This is a genomic window from Lachnoanaerobaculum sp. (genome assembly GCF_057250505.1).
In genome coordinates this window covers 1-18,386 of the sequence record NZ_DBHIEQ010000036.1, presented here as the reverse complement: position 1 = coordinate 18,386, position 18,386 = coordinate 1, and the positions used below count along the sequence as shown (strand labels likewise).

Genomic DNA, 18,386 nt, shown 5'->3' with positions numbered 1-18,386 from the left:
ACAAGGATACATTCAGTGTAAAAGCATACAATGATGAAGGAACACTGCTTGAGAGTAAAGTAGGAAAGAAATACAGTGTACTTACAGTGGACTTTAAAAACTACAGAGCGTTCCATGAAAGCGGCAGCTATGTATGGATTGGATTTAAGTTTGTCGAAACAGCTGCAAGTCAAAGTGAATATGTAGACGGAGAGTGGTACGGAACAGCCACATGGAGCCGATATAAGCTTCAAAGAGGTTCAAATGTCGTTAAGGTTACCATAAAGAACGGAAAGATTGAAAAAGTCGATTCGGTAGTATATACGGATGACGGTAAAATAGCGGGAAGCTATGAAAGAAAGAGAGATTATCTTCTTGAGAAGTTTAAGGGATTGGAAGATACTAAAGGTATTAAAAAGCAGCTGGATGAAGGAAGAGGCGAAGTCTATGATGCGGTCAGCGGTGCAACCGAAACTGCAAGAGGTCATTTAAGTGCTGTAGACAATGCTCTTGAGAGATCAAAGAAGTTTAAGAAAGACCATAAGGAACAAAAGATTGAGTATATCGAGTTTGCAAAAAGACCTGACAGTGTTGCAACAGGTCAAACCTTGGATCTTTCAAAAACAGTATTAAAGCTTCATCTAAAGGGTGGAGAGGTAAAAGAGATTACACCTGCAGAGTTTGCAGACTACGGAATAGTTACAGATCCTCTTCATGGAAGTACATTACCTTCACTTCTTGAGTTTGTACATGTGCATTTTAAGAATGCGGATTCACTGATAGATATACAAAGTGAGATTCAGGTAAGAAAGAAATTAGGAAAGAAATATCCGGATAAGATAAAGATATCTTATGAAAACGGAGAGACAAAGGATATTGCCCTAAATAAAGATGAATACCGTTATACGGTTGAAGCTAAGGGTAAGATAAAAGAAATGTCAATCTACTCGGGAGAAGAAGAACTCGGTAAGGCAAAGTATGACAGAGATCTTTCACAGTGGCGTTTCAATATGAAAGATATTCCGCATCCGGGATATGACGAGTGGGGATATGATATATATGCGGTAATAATAGATGTATCAAAAGACACGTCTGATATAGCATCATTTAACCTTGAGACAAAACTTATAAAGAAGAATTACTATGTGGGAGACAGTCTTGAAATAGGAGATCTTGAGATAAATGCCGTTACAAAGAACGGAAACAACAAGGCATTTGTAGGCTGGGAAGCATGTAAGGCGGGAAGATTCACATCAAATCCCGACAACGGATATGTCTTTACAAATGATGATATCGGAGAAAAGACCATCCATATAAGTAAGACTATAGATAATGTGAGTGTTGAAAAGACATTTACAGTCAATGTATCTGATCCTAAGAAGCAGGCACCTGCAAAACTTGAGATTTATGCAGGAGAGAAAAAGATTACAACAGTGAATGTAGACTTTAATAAGTTCAGAGAAGCACAAGGATATCTGAAGATATTTAATGTAGAGATACCTAAAGAATATGAGAACTGGAACAAGGATACATTCAGTGTAAAAGCATACAATGATGAAGGAACACTGCTTGAGAGCAAAGTAGGAAAGAAGTACAGCGTACTTACAGTAGACTTTAAAAACTACAGAGCGTTCCATGAAAGCGGCGGCTATGTATGGATTGGATTTAAGTTTGTTGAAACAGCAAAACCTGAGCAAGTATTACCTGCTACAGTTGAATTGTATGATAAACAGGAGCTTATCTATAAGAAGACCGGTATTACAAAACAGGAATTTGAAAGCAGCAATGCACATTTAATGCTTGATGTAACAATACCGAAAAAATATGAAAATAAATGGGACAAAGACACTTTCACAGTAAAAGTACTGGATGCAAAGGATACACAGCTAAGTCACAGTCTTACAAAGAGTGACAATATTTTAAATATTGCACTTTCAGACTATCATAGTCCACAGTTTGGAAACGGAAGTATCGGACTAAAGTTTAAGTATGAGGGTGGTGAAAGTGAGACCGGAGATATCAAGACTGCAAGGGGAGAAGCTCAGATGGAGACTTTCTTCTATAAGGCAAAGGTTTTGGTAACTTATAATGAAAAAACCGGAAAAATCATAAAAGTTCAAGACGACGGTACAGAACCGGGAAATGCCAATAACAGAAATTATTGGGATATGTCTGTCGAAATGTTTGAAAAACTTGTAGGAAAAACAAAGGACAGCGTTGATACTGTGGATGCCGTTACAGGAGCCACACTTTCATCAAATGCCATTAAAAATGCCGTAAAGGCCGCTCTTCCAAAGGAAGCCGTTCCTGATGCAACAAATATGGATGTGTTAAATTTGGTAGTGGACGGAAATAAGCACACTTACTACTATAAAAAGTATGACCCTACAAATACAAATATGACCTTTATGGTAAAAGGAAAGGATGTAACCGGCAAAACAAAGCTTGTAAGAAATCCGTATGTGCCTAAAGTTTATTACTATGTAGAGGATGATCAAAAACTTACAGGTGATCTATACGGTACTGCCGATTTTCCATACTCTTATTTCTATTTCGGAGAATTGATGAGAGGAAGAATTACACCTCCGTCTAAGAGTAATGATCCGCAAATCGGACAGGAACCGGTTATGGTTCAAAGTATGAGTTTTGACGGAAAATATACTGATGTAAGTTCATCTACAGCTAAAAACTATGGCAAATTTGCTACAGCTGTTTATAGCGATAAGAAGAAAAACAGTTATAAGATCAGAGGAGTTAAAACTCCGGTACAAATTGATGCGGAACTATATGCAAAGGTTAAGCTTTTGGCCGCAGTGGGAGCTGAAAACCACAGCGCACTTATTCCGGCGGTTACAAGTATGACAGCTCCCGACTCCATAACAGGAGTAAAGAGAGAGGTTACACAAAACGAATTGCCTACATATAAGGTTATTCATACCGATTCTTCGATTTCAGAACTGAAATCAAGTGATAATGCAGGTGAAATTGCTTATAATCCTTCAGATATCAAAGTATCATTAACAGATCAAAGCGAGTACGGAGATTATCAGATACATATTGAGGGGTTACCTGATGAAATCAAAGTTGATAAGAATGTATTAGGTGTTACATTTGAAGCGGGTGCAAGCAGTAACATTGCAAGAATTTACGGCTTGTCACAGCTTGACAATATTTTGCCGAACGGAGACCTCGGATTTTCAGTTAATATGAGGCAAAAAGGCGGAAGATTGGCTCATAAGCGTTTTGAAATACTTTCCGGAAGCAGAATTTATAAGATAACGTATCTGCTGAACAATTATAAGAAATTTGAAATAGACGGATTGGAGTTATATATTCCAAAGAAGCTTGGAGCAAATGCCGTGCCTTCAATTTCTTCACAAACCGGATTTGATGATGAAAACGGAGCTAAAGTTATATTTGATATGAGTAAACTTCCGTATACAGGTTATAAGGTATCGGAATTGTACTTTGGAACCAAGGAGTCAGGAAAAAAGCTTGAAGAAGGTTCGGATTATTCATTTGAAGAGTCTTCAAATACTTTGACAATCAACAGTACCGATTCTACTCAAAAAGGAAAGTATACTTTAGTATTTGAAGATAATAATAAAACTGACGGATATGTATCCACATCATTTACATTTGATGTAGGTGAAGCTTCGGGAAGCGGTGATGATTCAAATACGGTAAAAGAGGTTGAAGAAGAAATCACAAGTTTCGGATACTATGCTGCTCTTAGAGTTACAATTAACAAAAAGACCGGAACTGTTGTAAGTGTAGAGGACAATGATACCAATGCAGGGGCAAACAGAGGATTTTGGGCAAATGCACTGAATATGCTTCCAAGATTTGTCGGCAAAAAGGCATCAGAAATCGATACTGTAGACGGTATAAGCGGCGCAACAGTATCATCAGATGCTATAAAAAAGGCTGTAAAAAAAGCATTTGCAGAGCAGAGCGGTTTTAGAATGGCAAATAGAGATATGTCAATGCAACCAAGGCTTGCCACCGACAGTAATGCCAAAAAGCCTTTAGAAAGAAAAAAAGCGGATGGAGAAAATAATAGGGAAGACTTAACAATTCCTTCCTATCACACAGAAAGAAAAGTCGTTATGAAAAATAAAGTCGGGGAACTTTATGACCCTAAAAAACTGATTTTTTAAATAGTGTAATTAGCTTTTAATAAGGCGATGCTCCATGGCGGGCATCGCTTTTATAGTGATTTTCTCTTAAAATTCTAAAATCTATAAAACAGATTTGTATACATAATAATTTATTGGATGAAACTACAATAGATTTTTTATTAAGTTATGAAAACAATTAGCCTGAATAGAGGATAGGCAAATTTATAAATGGAGCGTTGTGAAATGGATAAATGATTATCTATTAGCAACGTTCTGTTCTGATATAATAGATAATTCTTATTAATATAACAAAAAAACACAAAAATTAGATATAAATTTTGTGATGGGTTATGCGTTTAACCGTTGTGAAAGCTACATTCCTATTGTACAATGGATTTGTCGAGAGGGAAATTTATCCTCTATACTTGCAGAGGGTCGGCATTTGCTGTTGTTGCACCGGATTTGCGTTTCACAAGCTGCAAAATTCCTCTGCAAATCCATGCACATGCAAAAGACTTTTAGTAAATGGCAAATTGTTTTACTATTTACTATGAGCAGGAGCCTAAAGGGATACAACATTTTTAGAATAAAAGGAAAAGAAGGAATGGTATGGCACAGAGCAGAGTTAGGATTGTTGATGTTGCAGATGCGCTGGGGCTTAGTACAGCGACAGTTTCAAATGTGATTCATGGTAAAACCGGCAAGATTTCAGATGAAACGGTAAAAAGGGTTCAAGAAGAACTTGAAAAGACCGGATATATTCCCAATATGGCAGGGATTTTGCTTGCAAGAAATAATTCAAGAATTATCGGAGTGGTAGTGAATGATCATCCCAAATATGAGGGCAGAGTTTTAGAAGACGGATTTGTAATGTCGTCATTAAACGCACTTTCTCACGAGGTAAATAAAAAAGGATATTTCCTTATGATAAAAACAACGACAGATATCAATGAAGTAATAGTGTTTGCTTCAATGTGGAATATGGACGGGCTGATTCTGATGGGATTTTGTGAAGAGAATTATGAAAGACTGCGAAATCAGATGAGGATATCTTTTGTTGTATATGACGGCTATTTTGATAAATGTTCAAAATTTGTTAATCTTGTGATTGATCATTATGACGGAGGTTATAAGGCAGGGGAATATTTTAAGAAGCTTGGACATAAAAAAGCATTATGTATTTCAGATAATTATATATGTATGGACAAGGAGCGTATCGACGGATTTTGCAAAGCCTTTTCTCCGGGAGAAACTGTAATTTGGCAAATACCGAATATAAAGAAAGGGAGAGTACAATTTTATAAGGATAAGTTTTTGGAACTTTCAAAGCTTGATATTACCGGAGTTTTTGCAGTATCCGATTATTATGCACTTGACTTTATGCAATTTTTACAGGGGAGAGGTGTTCGTATTCCTAAAGATTTGCAAATAATCGGGATGGATGACAGTATGGCAAGCAGGGAAAGCGTTCCGGCATTGACTACAATTCATCAAGATGCATATTTAAGGGCAAAGGCTGCAATCAGATGTATTGAAGATATGCGTGACGGGAAGGAATATGATACAAGAATAGTTCTCCCGGTAAAACTTATAAAAAGAGAAAGTACAAGGGAATTATAATGTCAGAGTTTAGTAAATCATTATGTAAAATAGCTGTTCCTGTTACATTGCAGAGCATGTTGCAGGCATCATTTTCAATTGTTGACCAGATAATGATCGGTCAGCTGGGAGAAATAAATATATCGGCAGTTGGACTGTGCGGTAATTTTTCTTTGATTTTTTCTGTGGTAATCGGTGCAGTAGGCACTGTTGCAGGGATATTAATAGCACAGTTTATCGGAGCAAAGGATATGAAAGAAGCATGGAGCAGCTTTGATATAAGCATGGTCTGTGCAGTGATAATATCTGCATTATTTTTGTTTGCCTCGGGAGTTTTTCCGACACATATTCTTGGACTGTATACAAAGGATGTAGGTATTATAAATACGGGTGCTGTATATTTTCGCATTGTAGCATTTTCATATATTCCGATGGCAATCAGTATCATTTTATCCACATGGCTGCGCTGCAAGGAGCATGCTGTCATACCGTTTTTTGCAAGTTTATTAGCAGTAGCTGTAAATACAGGACTTAATTATATACTTATATTTGGAAAAGCCGGATTTTTACCTATGGGAATAAAAGGTGCGGCAATAGCAACCCTTGTTTCTCAGCTATTTAACCTTATATTTATTCTTATCGGATTTATTATTTACATCAAAAAAGATGGGGATAAGCCGATATTGTCATTACATTTTAAAAGGATTAGCATACCGGATTATTTTATAATGGTTATACCTATTCTTGTAAGTGAGTTTCTCTGGAGTTTGGGGCAGAATGTGGAAACCGGAGTGTATGGGCATCTTGATACGGCAAATCTCGCGGCATATATGCTTACGGCTCCGACTCAGGGACTGGTTATGGGTGCTTTAAGCGGTTTGTCGGCTGCGGCAGGTGTTATGGTCGGAAAGAGGCTTGGAAAGAAAGAGTATGAGGAGGCATATAGGGAATCAGGGAAAATTATGATTGCGGGGTTAATAGGCGCAGTCTTTATATCATCAATTCTTATATTGTCGGCAGGAATCTATACAGGATTTTATCAGGTGGATTATAATGTAAAAGAACTTGGAAAAATTCTTCTTACTGTATTTGCCTTATATGCTCCGGTAAAGGTTGAAAATATGATTCTTGGAGGAGGTATTATAAGAAGTGGAGGAAACACAAAAATTATAATGATTATTGACATTATAGGAACATGGTGTATAGGTATTCCTCTTTGTATGCTTGCAGCATATGTGTTTAAATGGGGAATTGTAGGTGTATATACATTACTTACTACAGAAGAAATATTCAGACTTGTTGTATCACTTGTTATTTTTAAGAGCCGCACATGGATGATCAGTCTATCACAGTGATGTATATTCTATATTTAAAAAATATGTCTTTAATATATTTAAGCTATTCTAACAACTCATTCATTATAAAATCCCCTTTTTCTTAAATATACCATAAAAAAGGAAAAGGGGATTTCTTATAGTTTATTTACTCATGCACCTGTCCTGGACTATTATAATACGGACATTGAGTTTTAACAATGATTGTGATATTATAGAAACAGTTTGTCTATAAAATATAGGGCATTGCCTAAGAATAAGAGAGGTGTATTATGGCTGTTTTTTTATCAACATTAGTAGGAAGTGTAATTAAGGCTATTATTTTTGGAATATTAGCACTAATAGGCATCAAATTGGGCAAAAAAGTAAGTGATATGAGAAAAGGAAAGTAACAGATATATGAGTAACAAAAGTGTAAACAGTGAAAACGGAGTAAACCAGATAAGAAGAAAATTCTTGGAGTTCTTTGAAAGCAAAGGCCATTTGGCTATGAAGAGCTTTTCTTTGGTTCCTCACAATGACAATTCACTATTACTGATCAATTCAGGCATGGCACCGCTTAAGCCGTACTTTACAGGTCAGGAGATACCGCCGAGAAGAAGAGTATGCACATGTCAGAAATGTATTCGTACAGGAGATATTGAGAATGTAGGAAAGACTGCAAGACATGGTACATTCTTTGAGATGCTTGGTAATTTCTCTTTTGGAGACTACTTTAAGCATGAGGCTATTGCATGGACTTGGGAGTTTTTGACAGAGGTGGCAGGTCTTGATGCCGACAGACTTTATCCTTCAGTATATATGGATGATGATGAGGCGTTTGAGATTTGGAACAAAGAGATAGGTATTCCGGCTGAGAGAATATTTAAGTTCGGAAAAGAAGATAACTTCTGGGAGCACGGAGAAGGACCTTGCGGACCATGTTCAGAAGTTTATTATGACAGAGGAGAAAAATACGGCTGTGGAAAACCTACCTGTACGGTAGGCTGTGACTGTGACAGATATATGGAAATCTGGAACAATGTATTCTCACAGTTTAACTCTGACGGAAAGGGACATTATACGGACCTTATCCAGAAGAATATAGATACAGGTATGGGACTTGAAAGACTTGCTGTAGCACTTCAGGATGTGGAATCAATATTTGAAGTGGATACTATCAAGGCACTTCTTGACAGAGTGGCTGAACTTGCAAATACTTCATATAAAGAAGATGCAGGCAAGGATGTTTCACTTCGTCTTATCACAGACCATATCAGATCATGTACTTTCATGATTTCAGACGGAATCATGCCGAGTAATGAGGGTAGAGGTTATGTACTTAGAAGACTTTTAAGAAGAGCTGCAAGACATGGAAGAATGCTGGGTATCAAGGACACATTCCTTGCAAATCTTGCAAATACAGTTATTGAACTTTCTAAGGACGGCTATCCTGAGCTTGAAGAAAAGAAAGAGATGATTTTGAAGGTTCTTACAGAAGAGGAGAATAAATTCAATAAGACTATCGATCAGGGACTTTCAATACTCTCCGATATAGAAGAAAAGCTTGCAGAAAATAAAGAAAAGATAATATCAGGTGAGGATGCCTTCAGATTGTATGATACATACGGTTTCCCTCTTGATCTTACAAAGGAGATAATAGAAGAAAAAGGCTTCAGTGTAGATGAAGACGGCTTTAACAAAGCTATGGAGGCTCAGAGAAAGCAGGCAAGAGCCGCAAGAAAAGCTACCAACTATATGGGTGCGGATGTGACAATATATCAGTCACTTGATCCTAAACTTGAATCAGTATTTGAAGGCTATAACAGTCTTACAGACAGCGGAAAGATTATCGCGCTGACTACGGAAGATGAGATAGTGGAGGCTATTGCTGAGGGAGATCACGGAACTGTTTTCCTTGATAAGACTTCATTCTATGCTACCATGGGCGGTCAGAATGCCGATATCGGTGTTATAAAGACAGCAGACTCGGTATTTAATGTAGTGGATGTTATAAAACTTGGCGGCAACAAGATAGGTCATGTAGGCTATGTAAGTCAGGGAATGTTTAAGCTTAACGACACGGTGGAAACTGTTGTAGATAAAAAGAACAGAAGAAAGACCGCTGCAAATCATTCCGCAACTCACCTTTTACATAAGGCATTAAGAGAAGTGCTCGGAAACCATGTCGAGCAGGCCGGAAGCTATGTGGATGCAGAAAGACTCAGATTTGACTTCACACATTTTAAGAGTCTTTCAAAAGAGGAACTTGAGAATGTAGAGGCGCTTGTAAACAGAGAGATAAATAAAGCATTACCTGTTGTTACAGATGTAATGGATGTGGAGTCGGCTAAAAAGAGCGGTGCTATGGCACTCTTCGGTGAAAAGTATCAGGGTGATGTAAGAGTTGTAAGTATGGGAGACTTCTCAAAGGAGCTTTGCGGAGGTACTCATGTACATAATACGGCCGATATAAAGCTATTTAAGATACTTTCAGAGAACGGTATTGCTGCAGGTGTAAGAAGAATAGAAGCTCTTACAGGTGACGGCGTTATCGAGTTCTATCAGGACATCGAAAGTAGAATGCAAAAAGTGGCCGAGCTTTTAAAGACAAACGAGAGCGAACTTGTATCAAAGACAGAGAGCGTTTTGGATGAGATGAAGGCTCTTAAGTCCGAGAATGAGAAGCTTAAAGCCAAACTTGCAAGTGAAGCGCTTGGAGACAGTAAGGAAAGTATTGAAGAGATCGGCGGAGTTAAGTTCATTGCAATGCAGGTAAGCGGTGTTGAGATGAACGAGCTTAGAAATCTCGGAGACAAGTTAAAAGAAGATGTAGACGGCGGAGTGGTAGTTCTTGCATCGGATGTGGACGGTAAGGTCAACTTACTTTGCATGGCAGGCGATAAGGCACTGTCTTTGGGCACACATGCCGGAAATATTATAAAGGGCATTGCCGCAATTGTAGGCGGTGGCGGCGGCGGAAGACCGAATATCGCACAGGCAGGCGGAAAGAATCCTGCAGGTATTAAGGACGCACTTGATAAGGCAAGAGAAGTATTCAAATCACAGCTGAATTAGGGGGCTATTATGCGAATTTTAAAAGCAAAAGATTATAAAGAGATGAGTGAGATGGCGGCAGACATTATAGGCGCACAGGTTTTATTAAAACCTGACGCCGTACTTGGTCTTGCCACAGGTTCCACACCTATAGGAACCTATGAAGAATTGGTAAAAAGATATGAGATGGGCAGACTTGACTTTAGCAAGATTAAGACTGTAAACCTTGACGAGTACAGAGGACTTACAAAGGACAACGATCAGAGCTATTACTACTTCATGCACTCACATCTTTTTGACCATATCAATATAGATAAGGCCAATACAAATGTGCCTGACGGTATGGAGCCTGATGCGATTAAAGCGGGAGAAGACTATGAGAGTATCATAAGTAACTTCGGTGGTATCGACTTACAGCTCTTAGGACTTGGAAACAACGGTCATATCGGATTTAATGAGCCATGTGATGAATTCATAGATAAGACTCATGTAGTAGATCTGACACAGAGTACAATAGAGGCAAATAAGAGATTTTTTGAAAGTATTGATGATGTGCCTAAGCAGGCATATACTATGGGAATAGGCAGTATTATGAGAGCAAAGCGTGTACTTATGCTTGTAAGCGGAAAGGGAAAAGCACAGATAGTAAAGGATGCGTTCTTCGGTTCTGTCACACCGAAGGTGCCTGCATCCGTGTTGCAATTACATAATGATTTTATTCTGATAGGTGATGCGGAGGCTTTATCATGCTTATAAAAAATGCTATTGTATTTGACCCTGATAAGGTATTTAGAAACAGAGAGATAAATATTTCAGGAGAAAAATTCGTAGAGTCATCATTTATAAATCTTGGATTTTCATCAGATAGTGATAAAAAGCATGAAAAAAGACAGATAGATGCTACAGGGCTCTACGCAATACCCGGACTTATAGATATACATTTCCATGGCTGTATGGGTGATGATTTTTGTGATGCAAAAGATGACACTATAAAGAATATAGCAAAGTATGAGGCAAGGTCGGGAATCACAAGTATTTGTCCTGCAACTATGACAATCTCAAAGGATGAACTTAGAGAAGTTATGAGAAAGGCTGCCACCTATGATAATGAAGAGGGAGCAAAACTTGTAGGAATAAATATGGAAGGACCTTTTATAAGTGAAGCAAAAAAGGGCGCTCAGTCATCAAAGTATATCTTGAAATGTGATGCAAAGCTGTTTGATGAACTAAACGATTTATCAGGCAATATCATAAAGCTTGTAGATATCGCTCCTGAAAATGAAGGAGCGATGGAGTTTATCAAAGAGGTAAAGGACAGGGTAATAGTGTCTATTGCACATACAATGGCGGATTATGACACTGCAAGCAAAGCTTTTGAAGAGGGAGCATCTCATGTTACTCATCTTTACAATGCAATGCCGCCTTTTACACATAGAGCTCCCGGAGTTATAGGTGCGGCTGTTGACAATAATACAGTATGTGTAGAGCTTATATGTGACGGAATACATATTCATCCGGCAGTGGTCAGAGCTACATTCAAAATGTTTGGAAATGAGAGAGTTATACTTATCAGTGACAGCATGAGAGCCTGCGGTCTTGAAGACGGAGAGTACACTCTGGGCGGTCAAAAAGTCTTTGTTACAGGTAGAAAGGCTGTACTTGAAGACGGTACTATAGCCGGTTCAGTTACAAATCTTTTTGAATGCATGAAGAGAGCCGTACAGGATATGCATATCAGACTTGAAGACGCCATAGCCGCGGCTACAATAAATCCGGCAAGGCAGATAGGAATATTTGATAAAGTCGGAAGCATTGAGGATGGAAAGTATGCGGATCTTGTATTGATGGACAAGTCACTCAATATAAAGGCTGTATATGTACATGGCAAAGAAATATATAGTGAATTATAAATTGTACGAGGTAGAGCAAAAATTCTACCTCTTTTTATTTGTTATCAGATTATATATAATTTTATGTATATTATTCTGATATTTTCAAAAATATAAATAATGTATCATTTGCCTTTAATAGGATTAGATAAGCAAATAATAATAATTATCACATAAAAAAGTTGTACATTTATTCAAATTGTGCTAAAATTTAAGTGTGAGCTTTATTGAAAATACATTGTTTTCTAAGGGGAGGTTTTCTTGAATGAGTGTACAATTATTGGATAAGACTAGAAAGATTAACAAGTTATTACACAATAATAATTCACAAAAAGTGGTATTTAATGATATATGTGATGTATTATCAGAAATACTCGAGGCAAACAGTCTTGTTATTAGTAAAAAGGGTAAGGTATTAGGAGTTGGAACACATAATGGTACATCTGAAATCACAGAGTTGATTGCCGACAAAGTCGGAGGATTTATAGATGAAATGCTGAATGAAAGACTGCTCTCAATATTGTCCACCAAAGAAAATGTTAATCTTGCAACACTTGGATTTGACGAGGAAAATGTAAACAGATATCAGGCTATTATAAGTCCTATTGATATCGCAGGTTCAAGACTGGGTACCGTATTCATTTACAAAGAGGAAAAGGGCTTTGATATAGATGACATAATATTAAGCGAATATGGTACAACAGTGGTAGGACTTGAAATGATGAGAAGTGTAAATGAGGAGAATGCGGAGGAGAACAGAAAGATTTCTATTGTGAAATCCGCCATATCAACATTAAGCTTTTCAGAACTGGAAGCTATAATACATATCTTTGAAGAGCTTAACGGCAACGAAGGTGTACTTGTAGCAAGTAAGATAGCTGACAGAGTAGGGATCACCAGATCGGTGATAGTAAACGCACTAAGAAAATTTGAAAGTGCAGGAGTAATAGAAAGCAGGTCATCCGGCATGAAGGGTACCTATATCAAGGTAATAAATGATGTGGTATTTGCAGAGCTGGAAGAGGTAAAGAAGGATCAGGGTATCAAATAAAGTTAACATACTAAGGACCGGCAAAGCCGGTCCTTTTTTGGAGGTATAGAATGCTTAAGATAGGTGAAAAGTACAGTTTTGAAGATGATTTAAGTGACAGACAGAGTTGCCTTATATTTGATAAAGAAAACGGCGCGTGGTCTGTAGATATAGGGTTTAAAGATGGAGACTTTCGTGGTGAATTAACAGCTCCATCTATTTGTATAAACAGTATAGATTCAAACAAAAGCAGTGTAAAAGATCTTGTAGGAGAAAGTTTTAGTGTAAATACAATAGAAGAATGTGATGAAAGAGAAGATACATTTTATATTTATGAATCGGAACCTATGATTTCATATAAGCTTGAAATTATAGATATAAAAGATGATAATGCTCATATAAGATGCACCGGAGTATTGATTGTTGACGGTTATGCCGACCCTATCGAAAAAGAGTATTTTGAAATTGACAGTCTGATACCGATAATAGAATCAGTTGATGATTGGAAAAAGTTCGGACTATAAAATACGAGCCTAAATTTTTCATGATAGGACAGGACGGAGATATGGCTTTCTTTATAGAAAAGGACTCTGACGATACCATATATAAAAATGATTTGGGTGCACTAGGATCATTTGAAATGGAAGAGGTCTCTAAAGATATATATGAGTTTATAGAGTATGTAAAAGAACAATATGAGATGCTTTGATTGTATAAGGATGAAACATGAACGAATTTTTAAAAGAATATATCAGCTTAAAAGAAAACTTTGAAAAACAGCATGAAAACGAATCAAGTGTATCGGCATTATATGAATTTGCGGACAGACTGAAAGAAAGAACTGAAAAAGAAGCCATTGAAGTACTGGTTGATGTCTATCAACTTCTCTATAAGATGGAAAGTGCATATAAACTGTATGAAAGTATATATGATAAAACAGACAGAAAACAGATTAAAAAGTTTTTGGGGTTAAAAGACTTAAATGAGAGCCATGGTGACAGATTTGCAATAACAAGGCCGCTAAATAAAAAGGAAAGACTACAAAGGCAAGAACGTAAAAAATTATTGCCGAAATTCAGATATCACCCCAATCCTTTGGAGACAGGTTCATTTATAGAAGGTGAAGCGAAGATATGTCCTTGTTGCGGTAATGAAAGCAGTGTTTACTATGCAAAAAGTCCGTATGCTGTAGATGATGTGGATTATCTTTGCCCTGTATGTATTTCAAACGGAGAAGCCGCAAAAAAGTTTGATGCCGAGTTTGTTCAGGATGCCGAATGGAATTTTGAAGAGGATAAAGAAAAGAATGAGGAACTTTTTTATAGAACACCGGGGTATTTAAGCTGGCAGGGTGAATATTGGCTTTCCTGTTGTAATGATTACTGTGCATATCTGGGCAGAGTAGGAACAAATGAATTAAAAGAAATGGGAATTGCGGAAGAAGTCTTTGAAGAGTACAATAAACGTGATGAATTTGCGGATGTAGAAAAATATCTGGTAAAGGACGGATCTATTTGCGGATACTTATTCAGATGTTTACACTGCAAAAAATATCATCTTTATGTGGATGCGGACTAAACAAAATAAATACCATGTAAGGGACTATAAAAATGGAAAACCTTGAGATTTTTGAAAATGCCTGTAAATACTTTTCGGATAATATCGTCAAATTTAAGGATATATTGACAGAAAAGGTAGCTACACTGAAGGATAAGAACTGGGTATTTGATAAGGGCAGTACAAAAGTATTTAAGGCTGATGAAACCGGAATAAAGAAAAGGTGCAAGGTCAGTATCGGATATTGTCTAAAGGTGGAAATTACAGAAGCTGATGCACTAATTGTATGGAATGAATTTAATATGTTTTTTAAGGAAACATATGTAGCAGATATTGAAAGAATTTCAAATAATGAAGAACTGGGAAGATATGAGTTTATTGCAAAAAATACTTTAGGTGATGAAGTCAGATGTGCAATCTATCTTGCAAATGAATGGAATATAGCTCAGATTTGTATTTTAGGATATGTTTCCGGAAGATATAAAAAAGCTGATTTAAAATAGGAGTATGGAATGAAATATATGGATTGCGGTAATATGCGAACCGGACTTGAGGCATTATATTTTCTTGACAATGCCTTGACTGACCCTTCTGAGGATTATCTTCGAATAATTAATAAAGAAGAAAATGAAACTTATCTAAAGTATATTATTGATAACGGCTCAGGCGATACTCTATATGTTATTTTTATGGAAGATGTAATCTTAATAAAGGGATTTGCACATGAAAGCAGTTTGAGTCAATTTGCTAAGGAAAAGTTTGACAGAGGTGTTATACAAAAGATATATGACGGTGTTGATGAAAAATATATTTCACTTTTTGACAACCGGGAAATAGATGAAACAACATTTTTCATTTGGTATGACGGAAAAATTCATCAAAATAAATTGTCTGATGATGACGGAAGCAATTGGATGCTTGGATATATATGTGAAACATATGATGATTTCAAGGAATTTGTAACAGACTACTATGAAATAGATTTTGATGAAAATTTGCTTGAAAAGTTATATAATAATAGTGAGTTGAGTGAAAAGGAGCTATCAGAGCTTATAGGGGGTTGATCTTAATGGAACTCATTGATTATATTAGAAAAAGAAACCAAATGACTGAGAACGAATGGGAAAACTCTTTTGATAAAAAAGAGCAGGAAATCCTTGTACTTAGGCATGAAGGTGATGTCACAAGTAAGAGAAACGGATTTTGGGAAGTGGCAGTTTTCTGCCTGGCCTATATAAATTGTGAAACCGGAGAACTACATGAAGAAGAGTGTAGGTTTGTGTTTGCTGCAAGTGAAAAAGAGTATGATAATCATTTGATACCGGAATTTGATAAAGAAACTGTCTATCATTTAAAAGTACGTAAGAAATTACCTGAAGAAGTGCCGGAGATTATAATAAGAAGTCTGGATTTTCTTCTTGTAGATGTAATAGAAAAAAATGCAAAAAGTCCGGAGCTTGAAGAAATACTGGCAGAGTACAAAAAGCCTATAGTCATAGAGGATGATATATGGGGTGAGCTTTTGTATGATAGAACTATAAACAGCTTTGAAGGGCATATTACTTGGCTGGATAAAAAAATTGATATTTCCTTGGATGTTGATAAAGACAACAAATCGGGAATCACAAAGGCAAGAAAAGCTATGAAAGAATTGTACTTAAGTGCTGAAAAATGGGATGCAAAAATGAGAATATTTGCAGCCAAAAATCTTATAGACCTTGCAAGAGATTGGTGTGAATCAGAGGAAGAAGCCTTAAAAATCACGGAAGAGAGCTTTGCCGAGAGAATCGGTATTGAGTCAATTTCTATGACATCCGGCGGTTCATTCACGGCATATTTTAAAGATGATAATATTTTCGCAGGGCATTGCATAACAGTTGGTGGAAGTCTGAAAAAAGGTATTACATCTGCAAGTATGGGAGGATGAGATACATATGATAAGAGAAATAAATATATCGGATGCAAAGGAAATACAAAAAATATGCAAAACATCTCTGGGGTATGATGTTGATATAAGTACAGTTGAGAATCAGATAAAGAAATTGTCATGCGATAATAAAAATCATATCTTGGCAGTATATGAAGATGAGAATACAAAAAAGGTTATCGGATTTGTTCATGCACAGGTGTATGAAAGTGTGTACAGTGATACCGGACTTAATATATTGGGTTTGGCTGTTGATCCTGATTTCAGGGGTAATGGGGTCGGCAAAAAATTAATTGGTTATATTGAAAAATATGCTACTGATAACGGTATTTCATTTATCAGACTCAATTCGGCAAATCATCGTGTAGAAGCACATAAATTCTATGAGAATATAGGATACAAATGTGATAAGCTGCAAAAAAGATTTATAAAAATATTTAATTTTTAAGGAGAGAAAAAATGGGACTTAGAGCAAACTATCAATATTTAAGTGATAAAGAGTTGGAAGCACTTGAAAAATTTGACAATGAGGAAGATATCTTTGAAACGGTGGAAGACTGGAATGAGGAGGCGGAAATACTTCTTGATATAGATAAGAACTGGGATCTGCTTCACTATATGCTGACGGGGGTAAGTGCATCAGATCCTATATGGGAAGATCCTCTCAGTGAAGCTGTGGTGGGTGTAACTTCGATAGAAAAAATAGAAGATTTTATAGCCTATACAAAAAAGGACAGAGTTAAGGATATATTAAAAGCACTTGAAGATTTTGATATGGAAAGTGCTTTGGAAAGCTTTAGCTTGGAAGAAGGTAAAGAAGCGGAGCTATATCCGGATATCTGGGATTATGACGATGAAGAAGATGAAATAAAAGAAGATCTTCTTGACTGTTTTGAAAGAATGAAAGACTTTTATAAGGAAATTTTGGAGGCGGACGGAAATGTCCTGGTTACAATCTATTAAGGATTTGAAATATTTATTATTACTGCTTGTACCTGTGGGAATATATCTTATAGTTATCGGCATTAAAAAGATAAGCGGATTTGCCAAGGCTAAGATGATATATGAAATGCCGGTAAGCTTAATAGACGGAAGCTTTTCACTTGATGAAATCGGTAAATATGATATATGGCTTTGTGGGAAAAAGTATTCAGTATCTCCTATGTATAATTTAGATATTAAACTGAAAAATAACGCTACAGGAAAGTTTGTAATATTATATCCGGATTTTTTTAGAACTACAGCAAGCAGTTTTAAGGATGTAAGAGTCAAATTGTATACATTTAGTGTGGAGAGCGGAAGTTATAATATCTCATTAACGGACAGAGCGGAAGAAAGAGATAATATTATAAATAACAGAGGTATTGATTACCGTAAGTTCTCCATACAGATTCGTGAAAATGTTCAAGGTATAACTATATTCTTGGGTGTTTTGGGTATTATACTGGGATTTATGGCTATTGATGTAGGATTGATATTCCCTCTTTTATATAAATTTTAAGGAGAAGATTATGCAAATAAAAGTATATATGGGCAGGAGCAGTATGTGCATGGGAGATGATGTAAACGCACCTAATCCCGATACATTTATTTTGCCTGATACATTGGCAGAGTTTGTAAATATTGTGTATGATAAGTTGCCTTTTGGAAGGTGGGATTGCTATTTGGGAAAGTATATAAAGACCGATTCACCTGATTCAGGGCTTGAGGACGGAATATTGGTTTGGAAAATAAAATCCGGAGAGAGAGCACCGATAGTTGCAAGGTGTTATGATGAAAATGGAAAGGTTATAATAAAGCATGATGATAACTGGCATGAAGAGATTGTAAACTACCCATATTTATATTTTTATAAGAGGGACTAGTATATCATTAATTAAATAAGCGACACAAATAATTATTCTATGGTATAAT

The 18,386-nt window shown here is 36.5% G+C and carries 17 protein-coding genes; all 17 read left to right on the top strand.

The features are described 5' to 3' along the window. A partial coding sequence (locus ACO6FI_RS12000) for an FMN-binding protein (protein ID WP_485457539.1) occupies positions 1-4,139 on the top strand: 4,139 nt, incomplete at its 5' end. A gap of 570 nt (positions 4,140-4,709) precedes the next feature. Further along, positions 4,710-5,720: a LacI family DNA-binding transcriptional regulator gene (locus ACO6FI_RS11995; protein ID WP_485457538.1), complete on the top strand. Its 1,011-nt coding sequence runs from the start codon at positions 4,710-4,712 to the stop codon at positions 5,718-5,720. Further along, positions 5,720-7,054: an MATE family efflux transporter gene (locus tag ACO6FI_RS11990; RefSeq protein WP_485457537.1), complete on the top strand. Its 1,335-nt coding sequence runs from the start codon at positions 5,720-5,722 to the stop codon at positions 7,052-7,054. The genes ACO6FI_RS11995 and ACO6FI_RS11990 overlap by 1 nt, the downstream gene beginning before the upstream one ends. Before the next feature lie 378 nt (positions 7,055-7,432). Further along, the gene (gene alaS / locus ACO6FI_RS11985; protein WP_485457536.1) at positions 7,433-10,090 is read left to right on the top strand and encodes an alanine--tRNA ligase; all 2,658 of its coding nucleotides are present in this window, start codon (positions 7,433-7,435) and stop codon (positions 10,088-10,090) included. Between the two features lie 9 nt (positions 10,091-10,099). Then, positions 10,100-10,825 carry a glucosamine-6-phosphate deaminase gene (nagB, locus tag ACO6FI_RS11980; protein WP_485457535.1) on the top strand — a complete coding sequence of 242 codons (726 nt, stop codon included), beginning with the start codon at positions 10,100-10,102 and terminating at the stop codon, positions 10,823-10,825. After that, entirely contained in the window at positions 10,816-11,979 is a 1,164-nt protein-coding gene (nagA, locus tag ACO6FI_RS11975) for an N-acetylglucosamine-6-phosphate deacetylase (RefSeq protein ID WP_485457534.1), read from the top strand. Before nagB ends, nagA begins: the two co-directional genes overlap by 10 nt. Positions 11,980-12,223: 244 nt before the next feature. Further along, positions 12,224-13,009 (top strand): GTP-sensing pleiotropic transcriptional regulator CodY, encoded by a 786-nt coding sequence (gene codY / locus ACO6FI_RS11970; RefSeq protein ID WP_009447173.1) that lies wholly within the window; start codon positions 12,224-12,226, stop codon positions 13,007-13,009. Positions 13,010-13,059: 50 nt separating this feature from the next. Continuing rightward, positions 13,060-13,512 (top strand): hypothetical protein, encoded by a 453-nt coding sequence (locus ACO6FI_RS11965; protein ID WP_485457533.1) that lies wholly within the window; start codon positions 13,060-13,062, stop codon positions 13,510-13,512. A gap of 41 nt (positions 13,513-13,553) precedes the next feature. Further along, entirely contained in the window at positions 13,554-13,697 is a 144-nt protein-coding gene (locus tag ACO6FI_RS11960) for a hypothetical protein (protein ID WP_485457532.1), read from the top strand. A gap of 17 nt (positions 13,698-13,714) precedes the next feature. After that, positions 13,715-14,566 (top strand): CbrC family protein, encoded by an 852-nt coding sequence (locus tag ACO6FI_RS11955; protein WP_485457531.1) that lies wholly within the window; start codon positions 13,715-13,717, stop codon positions 14,564-14,566. A gap of 32 nt (positions 14,567-14,598) precedes the next feature. Continuing rightward, on the top strand, positions 14,599-15,048 hold the full coding sequence (locus ACO6FI_RS11950) for a hypothetical protein (protein ID WP_485457530.1): 450 nt from the start codon (positions 14,599-14,601) through the stop codon (positions 15,046-15,048). Positions 15,049-15,057: 9 nt separating this feature from the next. Further along, entirely contained in the window at positions 15,058-15,609 is a 552-nt protein-coding gene (locus tag ACO6FI_RS11945) for a hypothetical protein (RefSeq protein WP_485457529.1), read from the top strand. A gap of 5 nt (positions 15,610-15,614) precedes the next feature. After that, a complete protein-coding gene (locus ACO6FI_RS11940; RefSeq protein WP_485457528.1) occupies positions 15,615-16,472 on the top strand; it encodes a DUF2262 domain-containing protein in 858 nt (285 codons plus the stop codon). Between the two features lie 7 nt (positions 16,473-16,479). Continuing rightward, positions 16,480-16,920 (top strand): GNAT family N-acetyltransferase, encoded by a 441-nt coding sequence (locus ACO6FI_RS11935; RefSeq protein ID WP_485457527.1) that lies wholly within the window; start codon positions 16,480-16,482, stop codon positions 16,918-16,920. An 11-nt stretch (positions 16,921-16,931) separates the two neighbouring features. After that, complete coding sequence (locus tag ACO6FI_RS11930; protein ID WP_485457526.1) at positions 16,932-17,435, top strand: YfbM family protein; 504 nt, start codon at positions 16,932-16,934, stop codon at positions 17,433-17,435. Beyond that, positions 17,413-17,973 (top strand): hypothetical protein, encoded by a 561-nt coding sequence (locus ACO6FI_RS11925; RefSeq protein WP_485457525.1) that lies wholly within the window; start codon positions 17,413-17,415, stop codon positions 17,971-17,973. Before ACO6FI_RS11930 ends, ACO6FI_RS11925 begins: the two co-directional genes overlap by 23 nt. A 10-nt stretch (positions 17,974-17,983) precedes the next feature. Continuing rightward, on the top strand, positions 17,984-18,337 hold the full coding sequence (locus ACO6FI_RS11920) for a hypothetical protein (protein WP_485457524.1): 354 nt from the start codon (positions 17,984-17,986) through the stop codon (positions 18,335-18,337). Positions 18,338-18,386: the final 49 nt, after the last annotated feature.